Below are 23,706 nucleotides of genomic sequence, written 5' to 3' on the forward strand. Positions count from 1 at the left end.
TTAAATGATGCCATGCCTTGGGCAAACAAGACAATTCTCAACAAAAATCGCGGCTGCTGGTACGCAAGCGTCCCAGCAAATGCGACATGTCGACCAGGCGCCTGGCCACCAGATTGCGCACGATGCCCTCGCGCTGCCACACGCCGTACACGCCCAGCAGCGGCGCGCTCAGCACTTCGCGCCGCTGGCTTTCCACCAGGTCGGGCCAGACGATGACGTTGACGGTGCCCGTCTCGTCTTCCAGTGTCATGAAGATCACGCCCTTGGCCGTGCCCGGCCGCTGGCGCACGGTGACGATGCCGCAGGCGCGCGCCACTTGCCCGCTCGTGTACGTCATCAGCGTAGACGCCGGCATGAAACGCTGTTCCAGCAATTGCCTGCGCAGCAGCGCCAGCGGGTGGCGGCCCAGAGTCAGGCCTTGCGCGCGGTAGTCGCTGACGATGCTCTCGCCCTCCGTCGGGGCCGCCAGCATGGGCAAGTCTTCCTCTTGCGTCGTGGCGCGCAGCAAATCCCTGTCGGGCACGGCGCCGGCCGCCTGCCACAGCGCCGCGCGCCGGTGCCCGGCCAGCGCGTGCAGCGCATTGCCGGCGGCCAGCACCTGCAAGTCATGACGGTCCAGGCCGCTACGCCGCGCCAGGTCGGCAACGTCGATAAAAGCGGCAATGGCGCGCGCATCCTCGATGCGCTGGGCGGCCTCGGCGCGCATGCCGAACAGGCTGTTCAAGCCCAGGCGCACGGCGGGCGCGCCCCCTTCCGCGGCCTCTTCCAACGTCGCTTCCCAGCCGCTGATGGCCACGTCGACGGGCAGCACCTGCACGCCATGCCGGCGACCATCCTGCACCAGTTGCGAAGGGCTGTAAAAACCCATGGGCTGGCTGTTGAGCAAGGCGCACAGAAAGGCGGCCGGTTCATGGCATTTCAGCCAGGAACTGGCGTACGTCAGCAGGGCGAAACTGGCCGCGTGCGACTCGGGAAAGCCGTATTCGCCAAAGCCCTCGATCTGGCTGAAGATGGCCTCGGCAAACTTTTTCTCATAGCCATTGTCCACCATGGCATTGACGATGCGGTCATGGTAATTGTTCATGCCGCCCTTGCGTTTCCAGGCCGCCATGGCGCGCCGCAACTGGTCCGCTTCGCCGGGCGTGAAATCGGCGGCGATGATGGCCACCTGCATCACTTGCTCCTGGAAAATGGGAATGCCGAGGGTGCGTCCCAGCGCCTTTTCCAGGCCCTTCGGATACTCGACCAGTTCCTTCCGCTGGCGGCGCTGCAGATACGGATGCACCATGCCGCCCTGGATGGGGCCGGGACGCACGAGCGCCACCTCGATGACGAGGTCGTAGAATTCACGGGGCCGCAGGCGCGGCAGCATGCTCATCTGTGCGCGCGACTCGATCTGGAACACACCGATGGTGTCGGCCTCGCACATCATGTCGTAGGTGGCGGGGTCTTCGCGGGGAATATCCTGCAGGCGGAACTCTTCGCCGCGCCGCGCACCGACCAGTTCCAGGGCGCGGCGCAGGGCCGACAGCATGCCCAGCGCCAGCACGTCGACCTTCATCAAGCCCAGTTCCTCGAGGTCGTTCTTGTCCCACTCGATGACGCTGCGCTCGGCCATGGTGGCGTTTTCAATCGGCACCAGGCGCGACAACTTCCCGTGCGCAATGACGAAGCCGCCCGGATGCTGCGACAGATGGCGGGGAAAGCCCAGCAACTGCTGCGCCAGGCCGGCCCACTGCTGCGACAATGCCGCTTCCGGGTCGAGCCCGCATTCGGCAAGGCGCTCCAGCAGATCGCGCTTGCCGTCGAACCAGCGATGCGCCTTGGCCACTTTTTCCACGATCGCCAGGTCGATCCCCAGCGCCCGGCCGCTGTCGCGCAAGGCGCTTTTCGGACGGTAGCTGATCACCACGGCGGCCAGCGCGGCCCGTTCGCGCCCATATTTTCCGTAGATATATTGAATCACCTCTTCGCGCCGCTGGTGCTCGAAATCGACGTCGATGTCGGGCGGCTCATTACGTTCGCGCGACATGAAACGCCCGACCAGCGAATTGCCGCGTGCCGGGTCCACTTCCGTGATGTGCAGGCAATAGCAGACGGCCGAATTGGCGGCCGAGCCCCTGCCCTGGCACAGGATGTTTTGCGAGCGGGCAAAGCGCACGATGTCGTACACGGTCAAAAAGTACGCTTCATACGACAGCTCGGCGATCAGATCCAGCTCCTGCTCGATCTGTTCCTGCACGTTGGCCGGAATGCCCAGCGGAAAGCGGATGCGCGCGCCCGCATACGTTTCCTCGCGCAGATAGGTCGCCGGCGTGTGGCCGCCCGGCACCAGCTCGTCGGGATAGTCATAGCGCAAGCTATCGAGGGAAAATTCGCACATCTTGGCGATGCGCAAGGTTTCCGCCAGCGCCTGCGGCGGATACACATTGGCCAGCCGCAGGCGCGCGCGCAAATGCTGCTCCGCATTTTGCGCCAGCGCATAGCCGCACTCGCCCACGGGCTTGCCCACGCGAATGGCGCACAGGGTATCGAGCAGGGGCTTGCGCGAACGCACGTGCATGCACACGTGGCCGACGGCCACCACGGGCAAACCCTGCGCCTGCGCGGCCGCCTGCACGGCGCTGCGGTGCGCGTCATCCTGCGCCCGCTGCAGCAGGTTCAGGCCGATCCAGCTGCGCTCGCCGCCAAAGGTGGCCGCCATCCACGCCCCCTGCGCGCGCACGGTTTCCGGCTGGGCCGGATAGCTGGGCAGCAAGATCATCAGACAACCGGGCAGCCCCCGCAAATGCGCAAACTCGGCCGAAGGCGCCGCAAAATCGTCGGGCGTCAGCAAATAGCGCCCCTTGGCCGCCCGCGTGCGCGCCATGGTAATCAGCTCAGACAAATTGCCATAACCGTCGATGTCCCGCACCAGCGCCAGCAGGGACAGGGCCGGACTGCCGTCGGCCTGCGTCAAATGAAAATGCGCGCCGATGGTCAGCGGAAAACCGGCCCGCTTGGCCGTCGCATGGGCACGCACGACGCCCGCCAGCGAGCACTCGTCCGTGATGGCCAGCCCCTTGTACCCGAGCTGGACGGCGCGCGCCACCAGCTCTTCCGCATGCGAGGCCCCATGCAGGAAGCTGAAATTGCTCAGACAGTACAACTCAGCATACTCGGGTAAGACGGCGCCCCACATGATCCACCTCAATACTGTATATAAACACAGTATATTATACGCATCCGGAAGAGGTGGCCGGGAAGCGCAACGACTGTTGATTTAGAAAGTCAAAAGCTGAGAGCCTGAAAAGTCAATGCGCGACAATACGAAACTCCGTCGCTGTGGCTACGGGGCGAACTTGATTGCGCTCCCGTTTCAATTCCACGATGCCGTAATTGGACATTGTTTTCAAGGTGCGCGACAGGTTGCTCGGTTTACGGCCCGTTGTCTCAGCCAAGGCCGAGATGGATTCCGGTTGCGTTTCCAAAATCACGTGCAGCAATGCCCGGTTTTCGTCGCTCAAGACTTCCGCCAGCGATTTGATCGAAGTGAACCAGACCTTGGGCTCATCCGCCTTCGGTTTATATATGCCGCGAGCGATGGCGAGCAGGCGTTCGCGGATTTTCTCTTGCGGCATGATGCCAATAAAAATCGGTTTCATTGCTTTTTTACCTCCAGCAAAATGCGGTCCACGTCAGCAAAGAAGTCATCGATCAGATGCTGTGCGTCCTTGAATTCGTATGGCACTCCCTGATCTGACGGATGCCGATGTTTATGGTCAAAAGTCACGATACGTCCCGCATATTTGAATTTTTTGGCTCTGTCATCGGCAAATAGGGGAAATGCCGGAATCTTCCCTTGGTTGTGTTGTCTGACTCTGCATACTTACCTGCAGGAGCAGATCATGCGGCGAGCCGAATGGATCAGCTTTGTTGCGCAGTTTGCGCAGTTGAACCGACGCCAGCGGCAGGCTGGCATTGCCCTGTTGCATGGCAACGCGCCACACGACGCGACCGTCGCGCTGCTGGAAAGTGTGGCGCAGCCGCGATTGGCCTGTCCCGCCTGCCACTCGCCTCACCTGCATCGACATGGCCATGCGCACGGCCTGCAGCGCTACCGCTGCGTGCCGTGCGGACGCACCTTCAATGCGCTCACCGGCACGCCGCTGGCGCGCTTGCGCCATAAATCGCTGTGGCTCGACTACGCCGATTGTCTGCTGGCATCGGATTCCGTGCGCAAGGCCGCGTCACAGCTGGGCGTGCACCGCAACACCACGTTTCGCTGGCGTCACCGGTTTTTATCGCTGGCCAAGACGGACCGGCCGCATCGCCTGCACGGCATCGCCGAGGCCGACGAGTTATATCTGCTGGAATCGGAAAAGGGAGCACGGCAGATGACGCGTCCGCCCCGCCGCCGTGGCGGCCATGCCCGCCAGCGCGGCATATCGAACGAACAGGTCTGCATCCTGGTGGCGCGCGACCGCACGGGGCAAACTCTCGATTTCGTCACGGGCAAAGGAGCATTGACGAAGGCGCAGCTGCACCATTGTTTGTTGCCCATGATCGACAAGGATGTCTTGCTGGTCACCGACGGCCATCGCGCCTACCGGGCCTTCGCCCGGGAAGCGGGCATCAGCCACCAGGCCGTCAACTTGCGCGCCGGCATCCGCGTGCAGGGCGCCGCCCACGTGCAGAACGTCAACGCCTATCACAGCCGTTTGCGACAATGGATGGGGCCGTTTCACGGCGTGGCGACGCGCCACCTGCCGAACTACCTGGGCTGGCGCTGGATACTCGACGCCGGGCGCATCCGCTCACCGGAAACATTGTTGAAAGCAACTTTAGGCGCATTCCCACACCTGACGGTGACATAGCTAATTTTTTTGGCGGCTTCACCATATGGGCATTGGCGCAACCGAGAATGCGTTTGCCATACGGTTCGTGCAACGTCAGCGAGTAGCGTATGCCGTGGGGGATCTCATCCGATACCTTTGTCCGTCTGGCTTCTATCTTGATCCAATAGCCGCCATCCTGGTCGAGTATGGAACCATCAAGGTCCAGCAATGTATCAATGGCAGGATCGATCTACATGCGGCAAAATATATCATCAGTTGATATGCAACCTCCACGAAGGCGTCAATAAGCAGAGCCTTGTCGCTACAGGCTGGCAGGATTGCAACAGGCGTTGCGCATATTTTCGTTTATGCTCGTGTTTTACCTTATGCCTCGCCCATCATGATCGTCCACTTATTAAAATGTTTCGGCGCCGCACCCGGTGGCGGCAATGCGGCGCTGGTCGTGGAAAACGACGACAACAGCGAAACGGCGCGCCAGCAATTTGCCCGCGAACGCCAGGTCAGCGCCTGCGTCTTCCTCGACCGGCAAGCGGACGGAGGCGTCGTGCTCGACTATTTTTATCCGCACACGCGCAGTCCCCTGTGCCTGCATGCCACCCTGGCGGCCGCCCATGTGCTGCTGACGGCGCCTGGCGCACCGGCAGCCTTGACGGTGACCACGGCCATGCGCGGGCAAGCTTTGCAGCTGGTGCGCCGCGCGGAAGGTCTATTCATCGGCCTGACACCGCAACCGGCGCCTGCCGTCATGGTGGAAAAATATGTGCCGTCGGAACTGATGGGCCAGCACATGCACTTGCTGTCGCCGCCCGTGGTCACCTCCGTCGGCAGCCCGAAGCTGCTGCTGGAAGTGCCCGACCGCACCACCCTGCGCGCACTGCGGCCGAACTTGGAACTGATCGCCGACTGGAGCGCCTTGCATCAGGTCAACGGCTGCTATGCATATTGCCGCACGGGCGAGCACGAGTACGAGGGACGCAACTTCAACCACCTCGACCCGGCGCTGGAAGACAGCGCCACGGGCGTGGCGGCAGGCGCGCTGTCAGCCCATTTGCAGCTGTCGCTGCGCCTGCATCAGGGCCACGTGACGCAGCAGCCATGTTTGATCGAGGTGCAATACAGCGCGCAGGCAATCTGGGTGGGCGGCATGGTGCAACGCAGCACCTGAACGGGGCATGCCGCACCAGTACGAGGCAAGCCGGGCAGCGGCGAAAAGATAATCAACCAGGAAACAACAGTTACTACAAATTTGTAATAAGAAAACAAAGTATCGCTGGTGAATGATGAAATGATGGCACTAGAATCAAATCACAATACCACTTGGAGATACTGCGTGCCGACCCTCACCACCTTGCGTAAAGCAGTCCTCATCAGCCTGTACGGCAGCGCCGCCCTGGCCGCCTTCAGTCCCGCCGCCATGGCGCAGAGCAACGACCCTGCGGCCACGGAAGGGCCCGTGCAAACGGTCAGCGTGGTCGGCTCGCGCCGGGTCGCCAGTTCCTCCACCGATACGATGGTGCCGGTCGATATCATTCCGATTTCCAAGGTGGCCGAGCAAGGTGGCCAATTCGACCTGGCGCAATCGCTGCAATACATCTCGCCCTCGTTCAATTCCACGCGCCAGACGGGCGCCGACGGGGCCGACCTGATCGATTCAGCCGCCCTGCGCGGCCTCGGCTCCGACCAGACTCTCGTGCTGGTCAACGGCAAGCGGCGCCACACGACGGCCCTCGTCAACCTGTTCGGCGCGCGCAACCGCGGCAACACGGGCACGGACATGAATGCGATTCCCTTGCTGGCGATCAAGAACGTGCAAGTGCTGCGCGACGGCGCCGCCGCCCAGTACGGCTCGGACGCCATTGCCGGCGTGATCGACATCGAACTGAAGAAAAGCCTGGGCTGCGAAGCGGTGGCCGGCTACAGCCAGTATTCGGAAGGCGACGGCAAGAATTACATGACGTCCGCCTACTGCGGCATCGCGCTGGGCGACAAGGGCACCTTGGCCATCACGGGCGAATACCTGGACCGGGGCCGTTCGAACCGCGCCGATTCCGACAGCATGCGCATCATCGGCGACACCAAATCCAAGAACAAAACCCTGTACATCAATGGCGACTACGCCACCAGCGGCACGGGCAAGCTGTACTTCACGGCCGGCGCACAGACGCGCGACGCCTCGAGCGCCGCATTTGGCCGGGGCGGCATCGGCAGCGACGACATTCCGTCGCGCAATTCGGCCGCCATGTATCCAAATGGTTTCGTACCGTTCATTAACGGCAAGATCGACGACCAATACGCCACCGTCGGCCACCGCAGCCAGATCGGCGAATGGCATGCTGACTTTTCGCAAACCTATGGCTACAACAAGATGCGCTACGACATCAGCCATACCTTGAACGCCTCGATCGCCAATCTCGACTTGTTGAACGGCGGCAAGGGCGTCAGCGCCAGCAGCTACGATGCGGGCGGCTTCTCGTTCCAGCAGCTGACCAGCAACGCCGATTTCAGCCGCTTTTACGACACGGTAATGAGCGGCATGAACGTGGCCTTCGGCGCCGAATACCGCAGCGAGGAATACAAGATCATGGCCGGCGAACCGGGCTCCTACAGCGACGCCGACGGCGTGGGCGTGGGCGGCAATGCGGGCAGCCAGGGCTTTCCCGGCTTCCAGCCCGGCGACGTGACCAAGGCCAAACGCCACAGCATCGCCGCATATGGCGACGTGGAACTGGACTGGACGGATCGCCTGAAAACCCAGGCTGCCCTGCGCTATGAAAAATTCAGCGATTTCGGCTCCACCGTGACGGGCAAGCTGGCCGCCAGCTATAAAGTGGCGCCCAACGTGCTGCTGCGCGGCTCGGCCAGCACGGGTTTCCGCGCGCCATCGTTGCAGCAGGTGTATTTCTCGTCCACCTTCACCGACTTCATCGGCGGCGTGCCCACCGACGTGGTGCTGGCGCCGAACGGCGGCGCCGTCGCCAACGCGGCCGGCATTCCCAAGCTGAAAGAGGAAAAATCCACCAGCTTTACGTTCGGCACCACCTGGACGCCGACGCAAGCCATTTCCGTGACGGCCGACTTGTACAATATCAAGATCAAGGACCGCATCGTGCTGTCGGGCCGCTTCAATGCCGACAATTACCCGGACCTGGCCGCGCGCCTGGCCCTGCTGGGCGTGGGCGAAGCGCAATTCTTCGTCAACTCCATCGACACGCGCACGCGCGGGCTGGACCTGACGGCTTCGCACAAGGGCGAACTGGCCGGCAACCGCCTGAACACCTTCCTGGCCTTGAATTTGAGCAAAACGGAAGTGACGAAAGTCAAGACGCCTGACTCGCTGAAAGGCTATGAAGACGTGCTGCTGTCCGAGCGCGAACGCCTGTTCATCGAACAAGGCGGCCCGCGCGCGAAAGCCACGCTGGGCTTCGACTACATCACGGGCAAGCTGGAATCGGACTTGCGCATCATTTATTTCGGCCCGCAAACCCTGGGCACCTTCAGCGGCACGGCCGCCGGCGTGCCCAACGCCCACTACGCGGCCAAGACTTCGGCCGATCTGAGCTTTACCTACAGCATCAACAAAAATACCAAGCTGACCTTTGGCGGCAACAACATCTTCAACGTCAAGCCGACCACGCAAAATGCGGATGAAACGGATAACGGCTTCAAGTACGACAGCGTGCAATTCGGCCTGAACGGCGCTTCGTATTTCGGACGGCTGTGGGTGAAGTTCTGATCACCGTGTCCGCCTGAAACAACAGCGGCTGCACCGGCATGGGCAGCCGCTGTTTTCTTATGCGGGCATCCATACACTCATGTCCAGCCGGGATTGTCGCTTGACTTGAAATGATGAAACAGTGACTCGTAAGGCCAGCCGTCTTCGGCCACGACACTGCAATCGGTGGCATGTACGCAGTCATGCAGCAATCTGACTGGATCAGCAATGGCCGGAACAAGTAAAGAGTCTGATATCCTTTTCCTGGCAGCAGGAAACTCGGCGTATTCCTCTGCAAAGTCCTGTTCGCTGAACCGAGCGGTCCGGCGCATCTCTTGCAAGTTGCCACGATCTGAAAACTTGAGCAGGTCGCGCCAGTATGGCAGCGCCAGCATCATGGCAATCAGCTCCGTGAGATTGGCGGCGATACGGCCGGCATGGCCCTCGGAGCTGACATATAGGACCGGGCGTCGTTCGATCTCGCCCTCCCCGTAGGCAAGAAAAACACCACCGCTGCTTTCACCGGCCAGTACCATGAAAGCCTTTTCTGGCAGCAACTTGATCCAGGAGCTGTCCCGCGCAGCACGGCCAAGGTCAAAATCGCACTGCGATGCGAGCTCGTCCATCACAGTTTGCGATTTTTTTATATCAGCAAGAATAATCATAATAGAGAGACAACCTTCAGTGCGATAGGTGAAAATCAATGGACTACCAGCCTGCTTCATAAGGGAACATACCCCTTGCCTGCCCTGCCAGCCCGATCCAGCGGCTCCCGGCCAGCGCTGCCGCAGTGAACAATCTTTGTCCCGCGGCGGAAAGCAAGGATAATAGCGCCTAACTCATAAGCACAGTATTGGATTACCTCATGGAAATTAAAGTCAACTTTCTCGACAAGCTGCGTCTCGAAGCCAAGTTCGACGATTTTACCGTCATCGCCGACCAGCCCATCCGCTATAAAGGCGATGGCTCGGCACCTGGCCCGTTCGATTACTTTTTGGCATCATCGGCACTGTGCGCGGCATATTTCGTGAAGTTGTATTGCGATACGCGCAATATTTCCACCGAGAATATCCGCCTGTCGCAGAACAATATTGTCGATCCGGAAAACCGTTACCAGCAGATTTTCAAGATCCAGGTCGAGTTGCCGGCGGATATTTCGGCCAAGGACCGCCAGGGCATCCTGCGCTCGATCGACCGTTGCACGGTGAAAAAAGTGGTGCAAGCGGGGCCAGAATTCGTCATTGAAGAAGTCGCGAACCTGGACGCCGATGCGCAATCCTTGCTGATGCTCAATCCGACCGGCGAAGCCAGCACCTATATCGTGGGCAAGGATTTGCCGCTGGAACAGACCATCGCGAATATGTCGGGCCTGCTGGCGGGCCTGGGCATCAAGATTGAAATCGCTTCGTGGCGCAACATCATTCCGAACGTGTGGTCGCTGCATATCCGCGATGCGCACTCGCCGATGTGCTTTACCAACGGCAAGGGCGCGACCAAGGAAAGCGCGCTGGCGTCGGCCTTGGGCGAGTATATCGAGCGGCTCAGCAACAACCATTTCTATGCCGGTTCGTTCTGGGGCGAGGACATCGCCAACGCGCCATTCGTCCACTACCCGAACGAGCGCTGGTTCAAGCCGGGCCGCAAGGATGCGCTGCCGAAGGAAATTCTCGACGCATATTGCCTCGATATCTACAACCCCGATGGCGAGCTGCGCGGCTCGCACCTGGTCGACACCAACTCCGGCAATGCCGAGCGCGGCATCTGCTCGCTGCCGTATGTGCGCCAGTCCGATGGCGAGGTCGTGTATTTCCCATCGAACCTGATCGAAAACCTGTACGTCAGCAATGGCATGAGCGCCGGCAATACCCTGGCCGAAGCGCAGGTGCAATGTCTGTCGGAAATTTTTGAGCGGGCCGTCAAGCGCGAGATCCTCGAAGGCGAAATCGCCCTGCCCGACGTGCCGCAGGACGTGCTGGCGAAGTATCCCGGCATCCTGGCCGGTATCCGGGGCCTGGAAGAGCAAGGCTTCCCCGTGCTGGTGAAAGATGCGTCGCTGGGCGGCGTGTATCCGGTGATGTGCGTCACCCTGATGAACCCGCGCACGGGCGGCGTGTTTGCCTCGTTCGGCGCGCACCCGAGCCTGGAAGTGGCGCTTGAGCGCAGCCTGACCGAATTGCTGCAGGGCCGCAGCTTCGAAGGCTTGAACGACTTGCCGCAGCCGACGTTTGCCAGCGAAGCCGTCACCGAGCCGAACAACTTCGTCGAGCACTTCATCGATTCGAGCGGCATCGTCTCGTGGCGCTTCTTCAGCGCCAGGGCCGATTACGATTTTGTCGAGTGGGATTTTTCCGGCCACGGCGAAAACTCGAATGCCGAGGAAGCGGCGACCCTGTTCGGCATCCTCGCCGGCATGGGCAAGGAAGTGTACACGGCCGAGTACGACCAGCTGGGCGCCACCGCCTGCCGCATCCTCGTGCCCGGGTATTCGGAAGTGTATCCGGTCGAAGATCTGATCTGGGACAATACCAACAAGGCGCTGCTGTTCCGCGCCGACATCCTGAACCTGCATAGCCTGGACGATGCCAGCCTGGAAGACTTGCTCGACCGACTGGAAAACAGCGAGCTCGACGAGTACGGCGACATCGCCACCCTGATCGGCATCGAATTTGACGAAAATACGGTGTGGGGCCAGCTGACGACCTTGGAATTGAAGCTGCTGATCCATCTCGCCTTGCAGCAGTTCGAAGAGGCGAAAGAGCTGGTGGAAACCTTCCTGCAGTACAACGACAACACGCTCGAGCGCAAGCTGTTCTATCAAGCCTTGAACGTGGTGCTGGAAGTGGAACTCGATGACGCGCTGGAACTGGACGATTACGTGGTCAATTTCCGCCGCATGTTTGGCGACGCCCGCATGGACGCGGTGCTGGGTTCAGTGGACGGCAGCGTGCGCTTCTACGGCCTGACCCCGACCAGCATGCAGCTGGAAGGCCTCGACAGGCACCAGCGCCTGATCGACAGCTTCAAGAAACTGCACGCGGCGCGCGCCAAGGCGGCTGCTGCCTGATCTGGAAACAATGCCATGGCCACACTGGAATTCTGGTTCGATTTCGGCAGCAACTACAGCTACCTGAGCGCCATGCGCATCGAAGCGCTGGCGCGTGAAAAGCAGGTGCATGTTATCTGGAAACCCTTCCTGCTGGGCGTCGTCTTCAAGGCGCTGGGCTGGGAGACGTCGCCCTTCGTCCTGCAAAAAATCAAGGGCGACTACACGTGGCGCGACATGGCGCGCCAGTGCGAAAAGTACGGCTTGCCATGGCAGCAACCGGGCGTCTTCCCCCGTACGGCCCTGCTGCCCATGCGCGTGGCGCTGATCGGCGCGGACCAGGGATGGATTGCGCCCTTTACGCGCCGCATGATGGCGATGAATTTTGCCGCGGACCGCGATATCGACAACATCGAGGCCGTCAGCGAGGCTTTGGAAGAACTGGGCCTCGATGCACGCGCCATCCTGGCGCTGGCTTTGATGCAGGACAACAAGCTGCGGCTGCGCCGCCAGACTGAGCAGGCACAAGCGCTCAAGCTGTTCGGTGCCCCCAGCTTCATCAGTGACGGTGAATTATTCTGGGGCAATGATCGGCTCGAGGATGCACTGCTGCATGCGGTAGCCAGCCCCCGTTAAACTCAACTCCCCGCCATCGCCGCGATCTCTTTCTGCATGTTTTCAATGGCCCGCGCGTTGTACTGGTCGGCGAAATACGCATCGCCAAACAGCTGGCCCGCCTGCGCCTTGCCGCATAAATGCTGCAGGGCCAGGCCTCGCTGTTCGTTGAAGCGCGCGGGGTCCACGTGCGCGTATTCTCTTCCGATGGCTTGCGTATAGGCTTGATACACTTCTTCATCCTGGCCCAGGATGGCCAGGTCGGCGCTGAGCATGGCGTCCTTCAGCGCGTGGCTGATGCCAGGGCCCTGGAAATGGTCGGTGGCGCGTATCAATTGCGCCACATCCTGGTTGTCGCCCGCATCGAGGCCGCTGGCCAGCCACAGCTGGGCACTGGCCTCTTCGCTCGAATACAGGGCGTCTTCGTCGTGGCTGTAGATGGCGTCGTGGAACCAGAACGCTTTCTTGACCAGCGCGCTGTCGCGCTTCGGTGCAAAGGTATTGTCGGCCCACACGCGGATTTCGGACAGGCCGTGCACCAGGTGGTCGAGGTTGTGATAGTGGCGGTCCGCGCCGCCATACGCCTGCGGCCCCGTCAGGTGCGCGAACCAGTGATCGGCCAGCGCGACGTCGGCCGCCGAAGCGGTGGCGTAATGCCACAGCGCTTCCCACTCCTTGCGCAGGCAGTCGAGTATCCACGCGTGGTAGGCGGGGCCGGGGACGAATTTTTTCATGGTCCAGTTCCATCCCACCGGCCCTTCCAGCGCCTTGACGAAGCTGGAACTGACGGAGCCGAGGTCGCGCGGCGGCATGACGAAAATCGTCTTGGCGCCCTGCAGCACGTCCACATTGGTTTGCTGGATCAGGTTTTCATAGTCGAAATCGGCCGTCGTGCGGATGCCGCGGATCAGGTAGTCGCAGCCATGCTTTTTCGCCGCGCGCGCCGTGTAGTCGCCCTTGACGATGACCACCTGTACATTGTCCCAGCCGCACTCGCGCGCGCTCTGTTCGATGATGCGCTTGCGGTCTTCGGCCGGGAACTGCGGCTTCTTGGCGGGGTTTTGCGACAGGAACACGATCACCTCGTCGGCGAGCGAACGCGCTTCGCCGATCACCCACATGTGGCCATTGGTGATGGGGTCGAGGGTTCCTGAAAATCCGATTCTCTGCATGTGCGCTCCGTGGTCTGGTTCTGCTTGTTTCGCAGACAATATAGGGCCACGGCGCGCACGTCAATGCAACATGCCAAAGATGATGGTTAAAACACTCATTTCACGGCTTGCGGGAATTCCACGCGCACGCACAGGCCGCCCAGGCGCTCGGATTTGTCCAGCACCAGGCGCGCGCCATGGCGCTCGGCGATGGCCTTGATGATGGCCAGCCCCAGGCCGCTGCCGTTGGCGTCCGTGCCGGGCACGCGGTAGAAGCGGCTGAAGACGCGTTCGCGCTCCTCGGGCGGGATGCCGGGGCCGCTGTCTTCCACCGATAACGTCACGCCGACGGGGCTGGCGCGCAGGTCGATGTCGACCGTGCCGCCCTGCGGCGTATACTTGATGGCGTTGTCGACCAGGTTGCGCAGCATGATGTTGAGCGCATCGGCCTGCCCCGCCACCTTGGCCGCATCCATGTGATGCAGGCCCAGGTCGATCTTGCGCGCCTGCGCGATGCCGGCCATGTCGCCCAGCGCGCGCTTGACGACGTCGTTCAAGTCCACCGCCTGCAGCTGGTCGCCGCTGGCGGCGCTCGCTTCCTGGCGGGCCAGCACCAGCAATTGCTCGACCAGGCGCGTGGCCCGCTCGATGCCGGCGCTCACGCGGGAGATCGCCAGGCTGCGCTTTTCTTCCGACTCGGCCCGTTCCAGGCTCAATACCTGCAGTTTCAGGGCCGCCAGCGGTGTGCGCAATTCATGCGCGGCGTCGGCAACAAAGTGCTGCTGCGCGTCGAACGCCGTTTTGACGCGCCCGAACAGCAAATTGAGTTCATGCACCAGCGGCCGCACTTCGTCGGGCAAGCCCGCTTCCGAGACGGGAGATAAATCGTCCGCCTGGCGCGCCGCCACCTGCTTGCGCACGCGCGAGACGGGCGCCAGCGAACCGCTGACGACCCACCAGACGACCAGCATCAATATCGGCGCCATCAGGGCAATCGGCCCCACCGTGCGCAGCGCCAGGCTGCCGGCCATGCGCTTGCGCACGGCCATGTCCTGGGCGATCTGCACGGTCTGGGAACTGGTTTGCACGGAAAAGATGCGGTAGGTGGTGCCGTTGGCCTTCACGTTGGAAAAGCCCAGCACGGCGCGCTGCGGCAATTCCGCGCGCGTGATCGAACGGAAGACCTGCACGCCGTCCGGCGTCCATACCTGCACCACCATGTCGTTGTTGACAGGGTCGGCCGGCAAGGCTTGCGCATGGTTGGCCAGCGGCGCGCCGGAGCGCAGCGACAGGGCCATCTGCTGCATGTGATAGTCGAAAATCTGGTCGGCGTCGTACAGGGCGCTGCGGTAGGCGATCGACGCTTGCGCCAGGGCCGCCATGATGATGGCCGCCAGCAAAAACCACAGCAGGCGGCCGCGCAGCGAATGCGTCACCGTAACCTTCATCCTCATGCCTTGGGCACCATGTAGCCGAGGCCGCGCACGTTCTGGATCAAGTCGCTGCCCAGCTTCTTGCGCAAGCCGTGGATATACACTTCCACGGCATTGCTGTTGACTTCATCCTTCCAGCTGTACAGCTTTTCTTCCAGCTGCGCGCGCGACAGCACAATGCCAGGGCGCGCGATCAAGGCTTCCAGCACGGCCCATTCGCGCGCCGACAGGTTGACGGGATGCCCTTCGGCGATCACTTCGCGCGTCAGCGGATTGATGGAGACGCCCTGGTGTTCGAAGACCGGTTCCGGCCGCCCCGAGGCGCGCCGCAACAGGGCGCGGATGCGCGCCAGCAGTTCGTCGAGGTCGTACGGTTTCAAGACGTAATCGTCGGCGCCCGCGTCGAGGCCGGCGATGCGCTGCTCGATGGCGTCGCGCGCCGTGGCCACGAGGACCGGCGTGTCGAGCTTGCGCAAGCGCATCGAGCGCAGCACGTCGAGGCCATCCTTGCGCGGCAAGCCCAGGTCCAGCAGCACCAGATCATAGGTCTGCGTCTGCAGGGCCGTATCGGCCATGTCGCCATCCTTGACCCAGTCCACCGCGTAATGCTCGGCGCGCAGCAAATCGAGCACCACTTCGCCGATCATCGTATCGTCTTCTACCAGCAATAGCCGCATGGCCGCTCCTTTTTTTATTGATTAGCCCCACAGCGGAAGGCTGGGGTCAGGCCCGGCGGGTCTGACCCCGGTACTCATTAATTAGCCTAAACGCACCGGAATAAAAATCTTGTCTGGGCCGCGCTGTATCAGCAAGGCGACCGACTTGGCGGATTTTTCCACCACGTCGCGCACTTGCTCGACCGTGTTGACGGGACGGCCATTGACCGACAATAGCACGTCACCCGGCTGCACCCCGGCGTTGGCCGCAGCGCCGCCCGCGTCTTCCACCAGCAGGCCGGCGCTGATGCCCGCCTCGCGTTTTTCATCCGATTGTAACGGACGCAGGGCCAGGCCCAGCTTTACCTTGCCGGCGGCGCTGTCGCTCTTCGCCACGTCGGCCACCTTGTCGGCCGCATTGCCCAGGGTTGCCGTCAGGCTGACGATCTTGCCGTCACGCCAGACATCCATGGTGATCTTGTCGCCTGGCAAGGACGTGCCCACCAGCGCCGGCAAGTCGGCCGAGCCGATGATGCGCTGGCCATTCACCTTGCGCACCACGTCACCCGATTTCAGGCCCGCCTTGTCGGCCGGGCTGCCCCGCTCCACGTTGGCGACCAAGGCGCCTTCCGGCGTGGCCAGCTTGAACGAATCGGCAAAGCCCTGGTTCACTTCCTGCACCGTCACGCCCAGCTTGGCGTGGCTGGCCTTGCCCGTGGCGACGATCTGGTCCTTGATGCGGCCGGCCAGGTCGATGGGGATGGCGAACGACAGCCCTTGGAAGCCGCCCGTCTGGCTGTAGATCTGCGAATTGATGCCGACCACTTCGCCCCGCGTGTTGAACAGCGGGCCGCCCGAGTTGCCGGGGTTGACGGCCACGTCCGTCTGGATGAACGGCACATTGCTGTCGTCGGGCAGGGAACGGCCCTTGGCACTGACGACGCCGGCCGTCACCGTGCTGTCGAAGCCATAAGGGGAACCGATGGCCAGCACCCACTCGCCCACTTTCAGGTCGCTCGAATGACCGAGCGGCACGACGGGCAGGTTGTTTGCGTCGATTTTCAGCACGGCGATATCGGTCTTCGGATCCGTACCGAGCACCTTGGCGCGGAATTCGCGGCGGTCGTTGAGCTTGACGGTTACTTCGCGCGCATCGCGCACCACGTGGGCGTTCGTCATGATGATGCCGTCGGGGCTGACGATGAAACCGGAACCAAGGCCATGCGTGGGCACGTCGCGGCCACCGCGCTGCCCGCCCTGCGGCCCCTGGAAGCGGCGGAAGAATTCGAAGAAGGGGTCGTTGCCGAAGTCGTCATTGCCGGCCTGGGCCGAGGGGTCGTAGGCCACCTTGGTGCTGCCAGTCACGCTGATATTGACGACGGCCGGGCTGTTGCGCGCGGCGATCTGGCTAAAGTCGGGCAAGGCCACCAGCGGCGCGGCAGCGACGGGCGCCACGGCGGCGGCCACGGGGGCGCCTGGGGCAGCGGCAGCGGCAGCGGCATTCGCGCCGGCATTGTTCTGATGCACCACCATGGCGCCACCGGCGCCCAGCACACCGATCGCGGCCAGCGCGGCTACGGTGCGTTTGATTTTCAGGGATGCGGTATTCGTTTGCTGTTCCATGAATTGCTCCTCATTTAATGAGATTTTGATGTCTGCAATAGTGGGCCACGAGTCTTAGGCGGTGCTTAACATTTTTCTATTTGGAAACAGGTATTTGCGCCTTTAAGCATGGCTTAATCTGGCCTGCCGCACGCACCTTGCATGGCGCTCAATGAAGGGCCCGAACGGGCTCCAGACGTGACACTGGCCGGATCAACCGGCCAGTATTTTACTGCATGGGGAGGGGATGTTCCCTCCCGCCAATGCCAGAGAGTGGCGCCGGGATCAGCTCAGCTCAGGCTGCCTGGCGCTGTTCCAGCACACTGACGGTATCGCTGCCGGCGCCGATCTCGATCTTGCGCGGTTTCAGTGCTTCCGGCACTTCACGCACCAGGTCGATGGTCAGCATGCCGTTTTCAAACGTGGCGCCCGTGACCTTTACATGGTTGGCCAGCTGGAAACGCTGTTCGAAATCGCGGGCAGCGATGCCGCGGTGCAAGAACGTGCGCTCGACGCCATCTTTCTGCTTGCGGCCCGTGACGTGCAGGGAGTCGCGTTCGGTGATGATGTCGATCTCTTCACGCGAGAAGCCGGCCAATGCCATCACGATGCGGTATTTATCTTCCGACACCAGTTCGATGTTGTATGGCGGATAGCTCGGTTGCGCATCGGCGCGTTGTTCGTTGAGCAGCTGTGCCAGGCGATCAAAGCCAATGGCGGAACGGTAGAGAGGAGCAAGGTCAAAAGTACGCATGATAAATATCCTTTTCAAATGAAGCGATAAGAGGGGCGGACCTCACCATGAGCATCCGCCTGTTACCGATATACGGCCTCTCCAGCCCCTTTCAAGGCCTTGAAATTGGCAAAAAGCGCCCCAGACGCCGCGAAATTTGTAAGAAAATTTTGCATGGCCCATCCAGCAGGATTTACATGGCGCCCCCCATGCGGGGCCGGCTTTTGGTGTATGCTGGCGGCATGAACAATGACACCGACATCCAGCTCAGCGGCCCCTTCAAGGCCACCGACGGCTCCGGCCGTGCCCACGACATCAAGGCCATCCGCATTTTCGACGAAGGCTACGGCATCATCGACGTCTACGTCGATTTCGCCGCTCCGCTCGAAGCGGGCGCCTGCAAGGACAAGACCCTGGTCGGCCACATCCTGGCCCGCTTGCGCAGCCTCGGCTACGTGGGCCCCGACTTCGGCCATGGCGACCTGGGCTTGCAAGACAAGAAACTGATCGTTCTGGAAGCGCCCGAGGAATTCTCGGCCTTTGCCGTGAGCAAGGGCTGGAAAGATTTATCCGCCGAATTTGACGAAGACTGATCCGTTTTCTCTCCCATCTGCGCCGCGCCAGCTTCTGCTGCCGCGGCGTTTTTCATGGGCGGCCGCTTAGTTACTTAGCTGATATAACGCGCACTCCACGCGGCGATCACGTTGGCGACATAGGCCGCGTCATCGCGCCCCGTCAACAGATGGTCGGCATCGTCGAGCGAAACGAAGCTTTTCGGGTGCTTAGCCGCCGTAAAGATATCCATCGCATTTGACAGGCTGACCGTCGTGTCGTTCGGCGCGTGCATCACCAGCAGGGCCCGGCGCAGGCCGGCGATGTGCTCCTTTAAACTGTGGCTGCCCGCGTCGTCGACGAATTGCTGGCGGATGCGGAAAGGCCGCCCTTCCAGCCGCACCAGCGCTTCGCCTTCGGCGGCGATTTTTTCCAGATGGTCGCTGAACATGCGCGTCACGTAGGCGGGCGTGCTCGGCGCGGCCAGGGTGGCGATGGCGGTCGCTTCCGGCACTTGCGACGCGGCGGCCAGCACGGCGGCGCCGCCCAGGCTGTGGCCGATCAGCAATTGCGGCGCGGCGTGTCTGGCCCGCAAAAAGTCGGCGGCGGCGACCAGGTCGTCCACGTTCGACGAGAAATTCGTGGCGGCGAACTCGCCTTCGCTGGCGCCCAGTCCCGTGGAGTCGAAGCGCAGCACGGCGATGCCGTGTTCCGTCAAGCCTTGCGCGATGCGCCGCGCGGCCAGCACGTCCTTGCCGCAGGTAAAACAGTGGGCGAACAGCGCGTAGGCGCGGATGGCGCCGTCGGGCGCATCAAGGCGCGCCGCCAGCACATGGCCGTGCGCGCCGGGAAAATCTTGCCGGGTGGATTTCATTGTCTCAGATCAAAGCTGCCGCGCAGGGCGGCCGATGGCGCATTGTAGCGCCGTCCGGCCACGGCTGTTTTAGCCACGCGATGGTATGTCGAGACCCGTGATGACGGCAGGCCGGGCCAGGAAAGCATCCAGCACGCGCTGCACGTTCGGGAAATTCTCAAAACTGACCAGCTCGCCCGCGCCGTAAAAACCCACCAGGCAGCGTACCCACGGGAAGATGGCGATGTCGGCAATCGTGTACTGGCTGCCCATGATCCAGTCGCGGCCCTGCAGGCGCTGCTCGAGCACGCCCAGCAGGCGCTTCGCCTCGCCGAGATAGCGCTCGAGCGGACGCTTGTCCTCGTAATCCTTGCCGGCGAATTTGTGGAAGAAGCCCACCTGGCCAAACATGGGGCCGATGCCGCCCATCTGGAACATCAGCCACTGTATCGTTTCATAGCGCAGGCCCGCGTCCTGGGGAATGAACTTGCCCGTCTTTTCGGCCAGGTACAGCAAGATGGCGCCCGACTCGAACAGCGCCAGCGGCTTGCCATCAGGGCCGTTCGGATCGAGGATGGCGGGAATCTTGTTGTTGGGATTGAGGGACAGAAATGCGGGCGATGTCTGATCGTTGCGCTCGAAGCTGACCAGGTGCGGCTCGTAGGCCAGGCCCAGCTCTTCCAGCAAAATCGAAACTTTGATGCCGTTCGGCGTCGGCAGCGAGTACAGCTGCAGGCGCTCGGGATGGCGGGCGGGCCATTTTTGGGTGATGGGGAAGTCGGAAAGCTGTGTCATGGATATCCTTCGTTTCAATTAAAGATGCGGCGCCGGGAAGCCAGTATAGCCAAGCACGGCAGTTTCAGCAGGACAGCCCATTCAGCCAAACAAGCCATGCAAAAACCAGCGCGGCGCGGCGTCTTCTCCGCTGCCGGCGATGCGCTCGCGGTAGACCCAGTAATGGGCGTGGTCGAGGCCTTCGGCGATGAAATAGTCGCGCGCCTGCGACTGGCCCCACCAGCCCGCCTCTATGCGCTCGGCAACGGACACCATTTTCAAGGGCGAGCCATAAAACGGCCGGTGCTCGCGCATCAGCAGGGCGATGGGCTGGGCCAGCAGCCAGCCGGGACGGGGCATGCCGGCCAAGCCCGGCGGCAAGTCTGGCTGGGCGTTCTTGGCGCCGACCTTGGCCGGCAGCGGCAGCCACTGGTTGGCCGCTTCGGGACGGTAATCGGCGCGCGGCGCGGCCTGCAAGACATTGTCCGTGCCCAGGCGCGCCACCAGCAATTCCAGCAGGCGCTGGCGTTCCTGCGGCGTGCCGCCCGGTTCGGGGAACAGGGTCTCGCTGGGCGGCGCCATCGGCTGCACCTGCAGCGCTTCCAGGGTCAGGCCGATCACGGGCGCCTCCAGCGCCAGCTGCGCCAGGCGCTCCTTGAGCAGGCGCACCAGGTGCTCGTCGCGCCACACGGCCTCGCCCAGCGCCAGGTCGATGACGGTGGGCGGGCGCGCCACCCTGCCCCGCTCGTGCGCCAGCAGCAATTGAATGCGCTCGACGGCAAATTGCCGCGCGCACAGCCAGCCCGTCATTTGCTGCAGCAGGCGGCGCGCGCCGAACAGCAGCGCGTCCGCCTGCTCCACGCGGTCGAACAATTCCAGGCTGGCGCGGAACGTGGGCGGCGCTTCGAGCCACACGAACAGTTCCGTGCTGTGGCCATGCGCATCGTCGAGCATATCGAGCAAGGCTGCGCCGCAACGGCGCTGCAAGCCGGGCCGGGGCAAGTGGCGCAGCTGCCCCAGGGTGCGGCAGCCAATGCCCTCGAACCAGTCCAGGTAGGGACGCGCGGGCGGCAGCAAGGCGCACGGCAGGCCGTCGAGGCGGCGGGTGAGGCTCTCCATGCCCAGCACGCGGCGCCGGCGCGTAGCGGCGCGCGCCAGCAGCCAGGCACCGCGCGCCGTAGGGGCGCACGACAGCTGGGCCGTGTAGCCGAGCGCGCGCAAGCTGGCCGCGATGTGCCGGCACAGGGCGCGCACGCCGCCGAACAGGCGCAGGCTGGCGCCCGCATCGACGAGCAGCGTCGCTTCCTCGCCTTGCGCCACCAGCGGCGAATATTGCAGCAGCGCCAGCGCCACCGCTTGCAGGGCTTGCGCTTCCAGGTCAGGGGAGCGCTCGTGCAGGCGCGCCTGCGGCGCCAGCATCAGCGCACCGGCGCGGCGCATGCCCGGCCGGATGCCGGCGGCCCGCGCCAGCGGCGACACGGCCATCACTTGCTCCTGCTCCAGCACTACGCCCAGGCTGTCAGCCGACCAGCGCGGGCAAAATACTTCGAGCGGGAGCCGGGGCAGGCACAGGCCGATCCAGAGTCGCATGGCGTAGCAGTAATGAAGGAGGTTGCAGGGGCAGGAACAGGGGCGCGTCGCGCTGCGGTCCCCGCCGCTTGATGAAGCCGATCTCGATGCCGCCCGCGGCCGGGCGCACGGACAGGCGCAGCGGCGCAGGCGACGCATCCTGCGCGCCGTGCAGCGGGCGCAGCATGCAGAACAGGGTGTTGCCGCTTTGCGCGGCCAGGTGCAAACGGCGCAGGCTGTCGGCGCGCACGTGCGGCTGCCAGAACAGCAAGGCGCCGCAGGTACCGCTGCGCAAGATATTTTCCGCCGCCCACAAGGCATCCTTGCCGCCGGCGCTTTTGAGCCACAGCAGTTGCGATGGCGCCAGTCCCTGCGCGGCCAGGGCCAGCGCCTGCGGCGGATGGGGCGGCTGCAGCAGCACGATGGGCAAGCCCGGCAGTTGCGCCAGCGCGGGCGCCAGCAGCCGCAATTCGCCGCTGCCCGGCTGCTGCACCAGCAGGTCGATGAGGCTGCCGCTGGGCCAGCCCCCGCCGGGCAGCTGCGCGGACAGGGCGGCAAAGCCCGTGTCCAGGCAGCGCGTGGCGCCCTGCCCCAGCTGCGATGCGCGCCACAAGGACGGGTGCAAGGCTTCCGGCGAGGCCATCAATTGAGAATGTTGCATCATTGGATAGAGAGGTTGATACTGTATGCATATACAGTACTATCCGGCCTCGCTTTTGGCAAGGTTTATCTGACTGCCGCTACCGCCGGGGCCGCTCCGCCATGTCCGAAAAACCCCGTTTTCGGCATCGATTGCTGTACCATAAGCACTCTCCTTACCGGTTGGCAACGTACCAGCCGGCTTCCTCCGTCCATAAGGAAACGCATTTGACCACCATCCAAATCATCAGCGCCATCGTCTTCGGCCTTGCGCTCATCCACACCTTTGCCGCCAAGTCCTTTGAAACCTTGTCGCGGCGCCATCCCCGCCATGCGGGCTTGCTGCACTTGCTGGGCGAAGTCGAAGTCGTGTTCGGCTTCTGGGCCTTCATCCTGATTCTCATCATGGCCTTTGTCTCGGGCAGCGATGCGGCCATCGAGTATGCCGAGTCGCGCCATTACACGGAGCCCCTGTTCGTCTTTGTCGTCATGGTCGTGGCCGCCTCGCGCCCCGTGCTCGACGCCGTGCAGCGCCTGTTGAAAAGCGTGGCGCGCGTGATGCCGCTGCGCACGGAACTGGGCCTCGTCTGGCTGGGCCTCGCGCTCGTGCCCCTGACGGGCTCATTGATCACGGAACCGGCCGCGATGACCCTGGCCGCGCTGATGCTGGCGCCGCAAATCTTCCGCCCGGGCATCCCCGAATGGCTGAAATACGGCGCGCTGGGCGTGCTCTTCGTCAACGTTTCCATCGGTGGCACCCTGACCTCGTACGCGGCGCCGCCCGTGCTGATGGTGGCCACCACGTGGAACTGGGATAGCGCCTACATGGCCAGCCACTTCGGCTGGAAGGCCGCCATCGCCGTGCTGATCAACGCCACGGGCGTGAGCATTCTGCTGCGCAAATACCTGCACAGCAATACTTCCGACATCAAGCCGAAGGCCGGCGAAGTGGAAGCGCCAAAAGTGCCGCTGGCCGTCAGCCTCGTGCACATGATCGTGCTGGCCGGCGTGGTGACCCTGGCGCACCATCCCGTGCTGTTCATCGGCCTGTTCCTGTTCTTCCTCGGCTTCGTGCAGGCGTACGAGCGCTATCAAAGCCCGCTGATCCTCAAGGAAGGCTTGCTGGTCGGCTTCTTCCTCGGCGGCCTGGTGGTACTGGGCGGCATGCAGCAATGGTGGCTGCAACCCATCGTCTCGAGCCTGAAGCCGCTGGCCCTGTTCTTCGGCGCCCTGGGCTTGACGGCCATTACCGACAATGCGGCCCTCACTTACCTCGGTTCGCTGATCGTCGGCATGACGGATGAAGCGAAATACATGCTGATGGCCGGCGCCGTGGCCGGTGGCGGCCTGACCGTCATCGCCAATGCGCCGAACCCGGCCGGCGTGGCCCTGCTGCGCCGCGGCTTCAAGGATGAATCGATCGGCGCCGTCGGCCTGCTGGCCGGCGCCCTGCTGCCGACGGCCGTGGCGGCCTTGGCCTTCCTCGCTTTGTAACTCGACTCACGGGGCGGCTACCGGCCGCCCCCTGCTTCCTCA

At 62.9% G+C, this 23,706-nt stretch carries 19 protein-coding genes; 7 read left to right on the plus strand and 12 right to left on the minus strand.

What is annotated here, in order from left to right; translation table 11 throughout:
* Positions 1-37: 37 nt before the first annotated feature.
* Both IGS55_RS08825 and IGS55_RS08830 read right to left on the minus strand, forming a co-directional pair.
* The gene (locus tag IGS55_RS08825) at positions 38-3,181 is read right to left on the minus strand and encodes an error-prone DNA polymerase (protein WP_230517412.1); all 3,144 of its coding nucleotides are present in this window, start codon (positions 3,179-3,181) and stop codon (positions 38-40) included.
* A gap of 112 nt (positions 3,182-3,293) precedes the next feature.
* On the minus strand, positions 3,294-3,644 hold the full coding sequence (locus IGS55_RS08830; protein WP_230517413.1) for an HVO_A0114 family putative DNA-binding protein: 351 nt from the start codon (positions 3,642-3,644) through the stop codon (positions 3,294-3,296).
* 243 nt (positions 3,645-3,887) lie between these two features.
* Here IGS55_RS08830 and IGS55_RS08835 point away from each other — a divergent pair, with 243 nt between their 5' ends.
* The 3 genes from IGS55_RS08835 (at position 3,888) to IGS55_RS08845 (ending at position 8,571) form a co-directional block, all read left to right on the plus strand.
* Positions 3,888-4,856, plus strand: coding sequence for an IS1595 family transposase (locus IGS55_RS08835; protein WP_230537188.1), 969 nt, complete (start codon positions 3,888-3,890; stop codon positions 4,854-4,856).
* A 361-nt stretch (positions 4,857-5,217) separates the two neighbouring features.
* Complete coding sequence (locus IGS55_RS08840) at positions 5,218-6,003, plus strand: PhzF family phenazine biosynthesis protein (protein ID WP_230519195.1); 786 nt, start codon at positions 5,218-5,220, stop codon at positions 6,001-6,003.
* A gap of 165 nt (positions 6,004-6,168) precedes the next feature.
* Complete coding sequence (locus IGS55_RS08845; RefSeq protein ID WP_230519194.1) at positions 6,169-8,571, plus strand: TonB-dependent receptor plug domain-containing protein; 2,403 nt, start codon at positions 6,169-6,171, stop codon at positions 8,569-8,571.
* A 77-nt stretch (positions 8,572-8,648) separates the two neighbouring features.
* Here IGS55_RS08845 and IGS55_RS08850 read toward each other — a convergent pair whose 3' ends face one another.
* Positions 8,649-9,275, minus strand: a complete 627-nt coding sequence (locus IGS55_RS08850) for a hypothetical protein (protein WP_230519193.1) — start codon at positions 9,273-9,275, stop codon at positions 8,649-8,651.
* Between the two features lie 140 nt (positions 9,276-9,415).
* Between IGS55_RS08850 and IGS55_RS08855 the strand changes: the two genes are divergently transcribed.
* Positions 9,416-11,614 carry an OsmC domain/YcaO domain-containing protein gene (locus IGS55_RS08855; RefSeq protein ID WP_230519192.1) on the plus strand — a complete coding sequence of 733 codons (2,199 nt, stop codon included), beginning with the start codon at positions 9,416-9,418 and terminating at the stop codon, positions 11,612-11,614.
* Between the two features lie 15 nt (positions 11,615-11,629).
* The gene (locus tag IGS55_RS08860) at positions 11,630-12,229 is read left to right on the plus strand and encodes a 2-hydroxychromene-2-carboxylate isomerase (RefSeq protein ID WP_230519191.1); all 600 of its coding nucleotides are present in this window, start codon (positions 11,630-11,632) and stop codon (positions 12,227-12,229) included.
* Positions 12,230-12,231: 2 nt separating this feature from the next.
* Here IGS55_RS08860 and coaD read toward each other — a convergent pair whose 3' ends face one another.
* The 5 genes from coaD to IGS55_RS08885 form a co-directional block, all read right to left on the minus strand.
* Positions 12,232-13,380, minus strand: coding sequence for a pantetheine-phosphate adenylyltransferase (gene coaD / locus IGS55_RS08865; protein ID WP_230519190.1), 1,149 nt, complete (start codon positions 13,378-13,380; stop codon positions 12,232-12,234).
* A gap of 95 nt (positions 13,381-13,475) precedes the next feature.
* A complete protein-coding gene (locus tag IGS55_RS08870) occupies positions 13,476-14,807 on the minus strand; it encodes an ATP-binding protein (RefSeq protein WP_230519198.1) in 1,332 nt (443 codons plus the stop codon).
* Positions 14,808-14,809: 2 nt separating this feature from the next.
* Positions 14,810-15,469, minus strand: coding sequence for a response regulator (locus tag IGS55_RS08875; protein ID WP_034750756.1), 660 nt, complete (start codon positions 15,467-15,469; stop codon positions 14,810-14,812).
* Positions 15,470-15,550: 81 nt separating this feature from the next.
* Positions 15,551-17,071, minus strand: coding sequence for a Do family serine endopeptidase (locus IGS55_RS08880; protein WP_230519189.1), 1,521 nt, complete (start codon positions 17,069-17,071; stop codon positions 15,551-15,553).
* A gap of 274 nt (positions 17,072-17,345) precedes the next feature.
* Complete coding sequence (locus IGS55_RS08885) at positions 17,346-17,804, minus strand: Hsp20 family protein (RefSeq protein WP_034750759.1); 459 nt, start codon at positions 17,802-17,804, stop codon at positions 17,346-17,348.
* A 221-nt stretch (positions 17,805-18,025) separates the two neighbouring features.
* Here IGS55_RS08885 and IGS55_RS08890 point away from each other — a divergent pair, with 221 nt between their 5' ends.
* Positions 18,026-18,376, plus strand: coding sequence for a hypothetical protein (locus tag IGS55_RS08890; protein ID WP_099668403.1), 351 nt, complete (start codon positions 18,026-18,028; stop codon positions 18,374-18,376).
* Between the two features lie 74 nt (positions 18,377-18,450).
* Here the strand turns inward: IGS55_RS08890 and IGS55_RS08895 are convergent, their stop codons facing one another.
* The 4 genes from IGS55_RS08895 to imuA all read right to left on the minus strand — a co-directional run bounded on the left by IGS55_RS08895 (position 18,451) and on the right by imuA (position 22,192).
* Positions 18,451-19,209: an alpha/beta hydrolase family protein gene (locus tag IGS55_RS08895; RefSeq protein WP_230519188.1), complete on the minus strand. Its 759-nt coding sequence runs from the start codon at positions 19,207-19,209 to the stop codon at positions 18,451-18,453.
* Between the two features lie 69 nt (positions 19,210-19,278).
* Positions 19,279-19,983, minus strand: a complete 705-nt coding sequence (locus IGS55_RS08900; protein ID WP_230519187.1) for a glutathione binding-like protein — start codon at positions 19,981-19,983, stop codon at positions 19,279-19,281.
* A gap of 81 nt (positions 19,984-20,064) precedes the next feature.
* Entirely contained in the window at positions 20,065-21,552 is a 1,488-nt protein-coding gene (locus IGS55_RS08905) for a Y-family DNA polymerase (protein WP_230519186.1), read from the minus strand.
* Positions 21,482-22,192 carry a translesion DNA synthesis-associated protein ImuA gene (gene imuA / locus IGS55_RS08910; protein ID WP_230519197.1) on the minus strand — a complete coding sequence of 237 codons (711 nt, stop codon included), beginning with the start codon at positions 22,190-22,192 and terminating at the stop codon, positions 21,482-21,484. The genes IGS55_RS08905 and imuA overlap by 71 nt, the downstream gene beginning before the upstream one ends.
* A gap of 206 nt (positions 22,193-22,398) precedes the next feature.
* Between imuA and IGS55_RS08915 the strand changes: the two genes are divergently transcribed.
* Positions 22,399-23,664: a putative Na+/H+ antiporter gene (locus IGS55_RS08915; protein ID WP_230519185.1), complete on the plus strand. Its 1,266-nt coding sequence runs from the start codon at positions 22,399-22,401 to the stop codon at positions 23,662-23,664.
* Positions 23,665-23,706: the final 42 nt, after the last annotated feature.

Origin of the sequence: Janthinobacterium sp. EB271-G4-3-2 (assembly GCF_020858035.1) — a bacterium.
In the GTDB taxonomy this organism is placed as follows: domain Bacteria; phylum Pseudomonadota; class Gammaproteobacteria; order Burkholderiales; family Burkholderiaceae_D; genus Janthinobacterium; species Janthinobacterium aestuarii.

Coding starts and splice junctions, on each gene's coding strand:
- IGS55_RS08825 (WP_230517412.1), bottom strand. CDS start 3,181: ATGTGGGGCGCCGTCTTACCCGAGTATGCTGAGTTGTACTGTCTGAGC.
- IGS55_RS08830 (WP_230517413.1), bottom strand. CDS start 3,644: ATGAAACCGATTTTTATTGGCATCATGCCGCAAGAGAAAATCCGCGAA.
- IGS55_RS08835 (WP_230537188.1), top strand. CDS start 3,888: ATGCGGCGAGCCGAATGGATCAGCTTTGTTGCGCAGTTTGCGCAGTTG.
- IGS55_RS08840 (WP_230519195.1), top strand. CDS start 5,218: ATGATCGTCCACTTATTAAAATGTTTCGGCGCCGCACCCGGTGGCGGC.
- IGS55_RS08850 (WP_230519193.1), bottom strand. CDS start 9,275: ATGAAGCAGGCTGGTAGTCCATTGATTTTCACCTATCGCACTGAAGGT.
- IGS55_RS08855 (WP_230519192.1), top strand. CDS start 9,416: ATGGAAATTAAAGTCAACTTTCTCGACAAGCTGCGTCTCGAAGCCAAG.
- IGS55_RS08860 (WP_230519191.1), top strand. CDS start 11,630: ATGGCCACACTGGAATTCTGGTTCGATTTCGGCAGCAACTACAGCTAC.
- coaD (WP_230519190.1), bottom strand. CDS start 13,380: ATGCAGAGAATCGGATTTTCAGGAACCCTCGACCCCATCACCAATGGC.
- IGS55_RS08870 (WP_230519198.1), bottom strand. CDS start 14,807: ATGAAGGTTACGGTGACGCATTCGCTGCGCGGCCGCCTGCTGTGGTTT.
- IGS55_RS08875 (WP_034750756.1), bottom strand. CDS start 15,469: ATGCGGCTATTGCTGGTAGAAGACGATACGATGATCGGCGAAGTGGTG.
- IGS55_RS08880 (WP_230519189.1), bottom strand. CDS start 17,071: ATGGAACAGCAAACGAATACCGCATCCCTGAAAATCAAACGCACCGTA.
- IGS55_RS08885 (WP_034750759.1), bottom strand. CDS start 17,804: ATGCGTACTTTTGACCTTGCTCCTCTCTACCGTTCCGCCATTGGCTTT.
- IGS55_RS08890 (WP_099668403.1), top strand. CDS start 18,026: ATGAACAATGACACCGACATCCAGCTCAGCGGCCCCTTCAAGGCCACC.
- IGS55_RS08895 (WP_230519188.1), bottom strand. CDS start 19,209: ATGAAATCCACCCGGCAAGATTTTCCCGGCGCGCACGGCCATGTGCTG.
- IGS55_RS08900 (WP_230519187.1), bottom strand. CDS start 19,983: ATGACACAGCTTTCCGACTTCCCCATCACCCAAAAATGGCCCGCCCGC.
- IGS55_RS08905 (WP_230519186.1), bottom strand. CDS start 21,552: ATGCGACTCTGGATCGGCCTGTGCCTGCCCCGGCTCCCGCTCGAAGTA.
- imuA (WP_230519197.1), bottom strand. CDS start 22,192: ATGCAACATTCTCAATTGATGGCCTCGCCGGAAGCCTTGCACCCGTCC.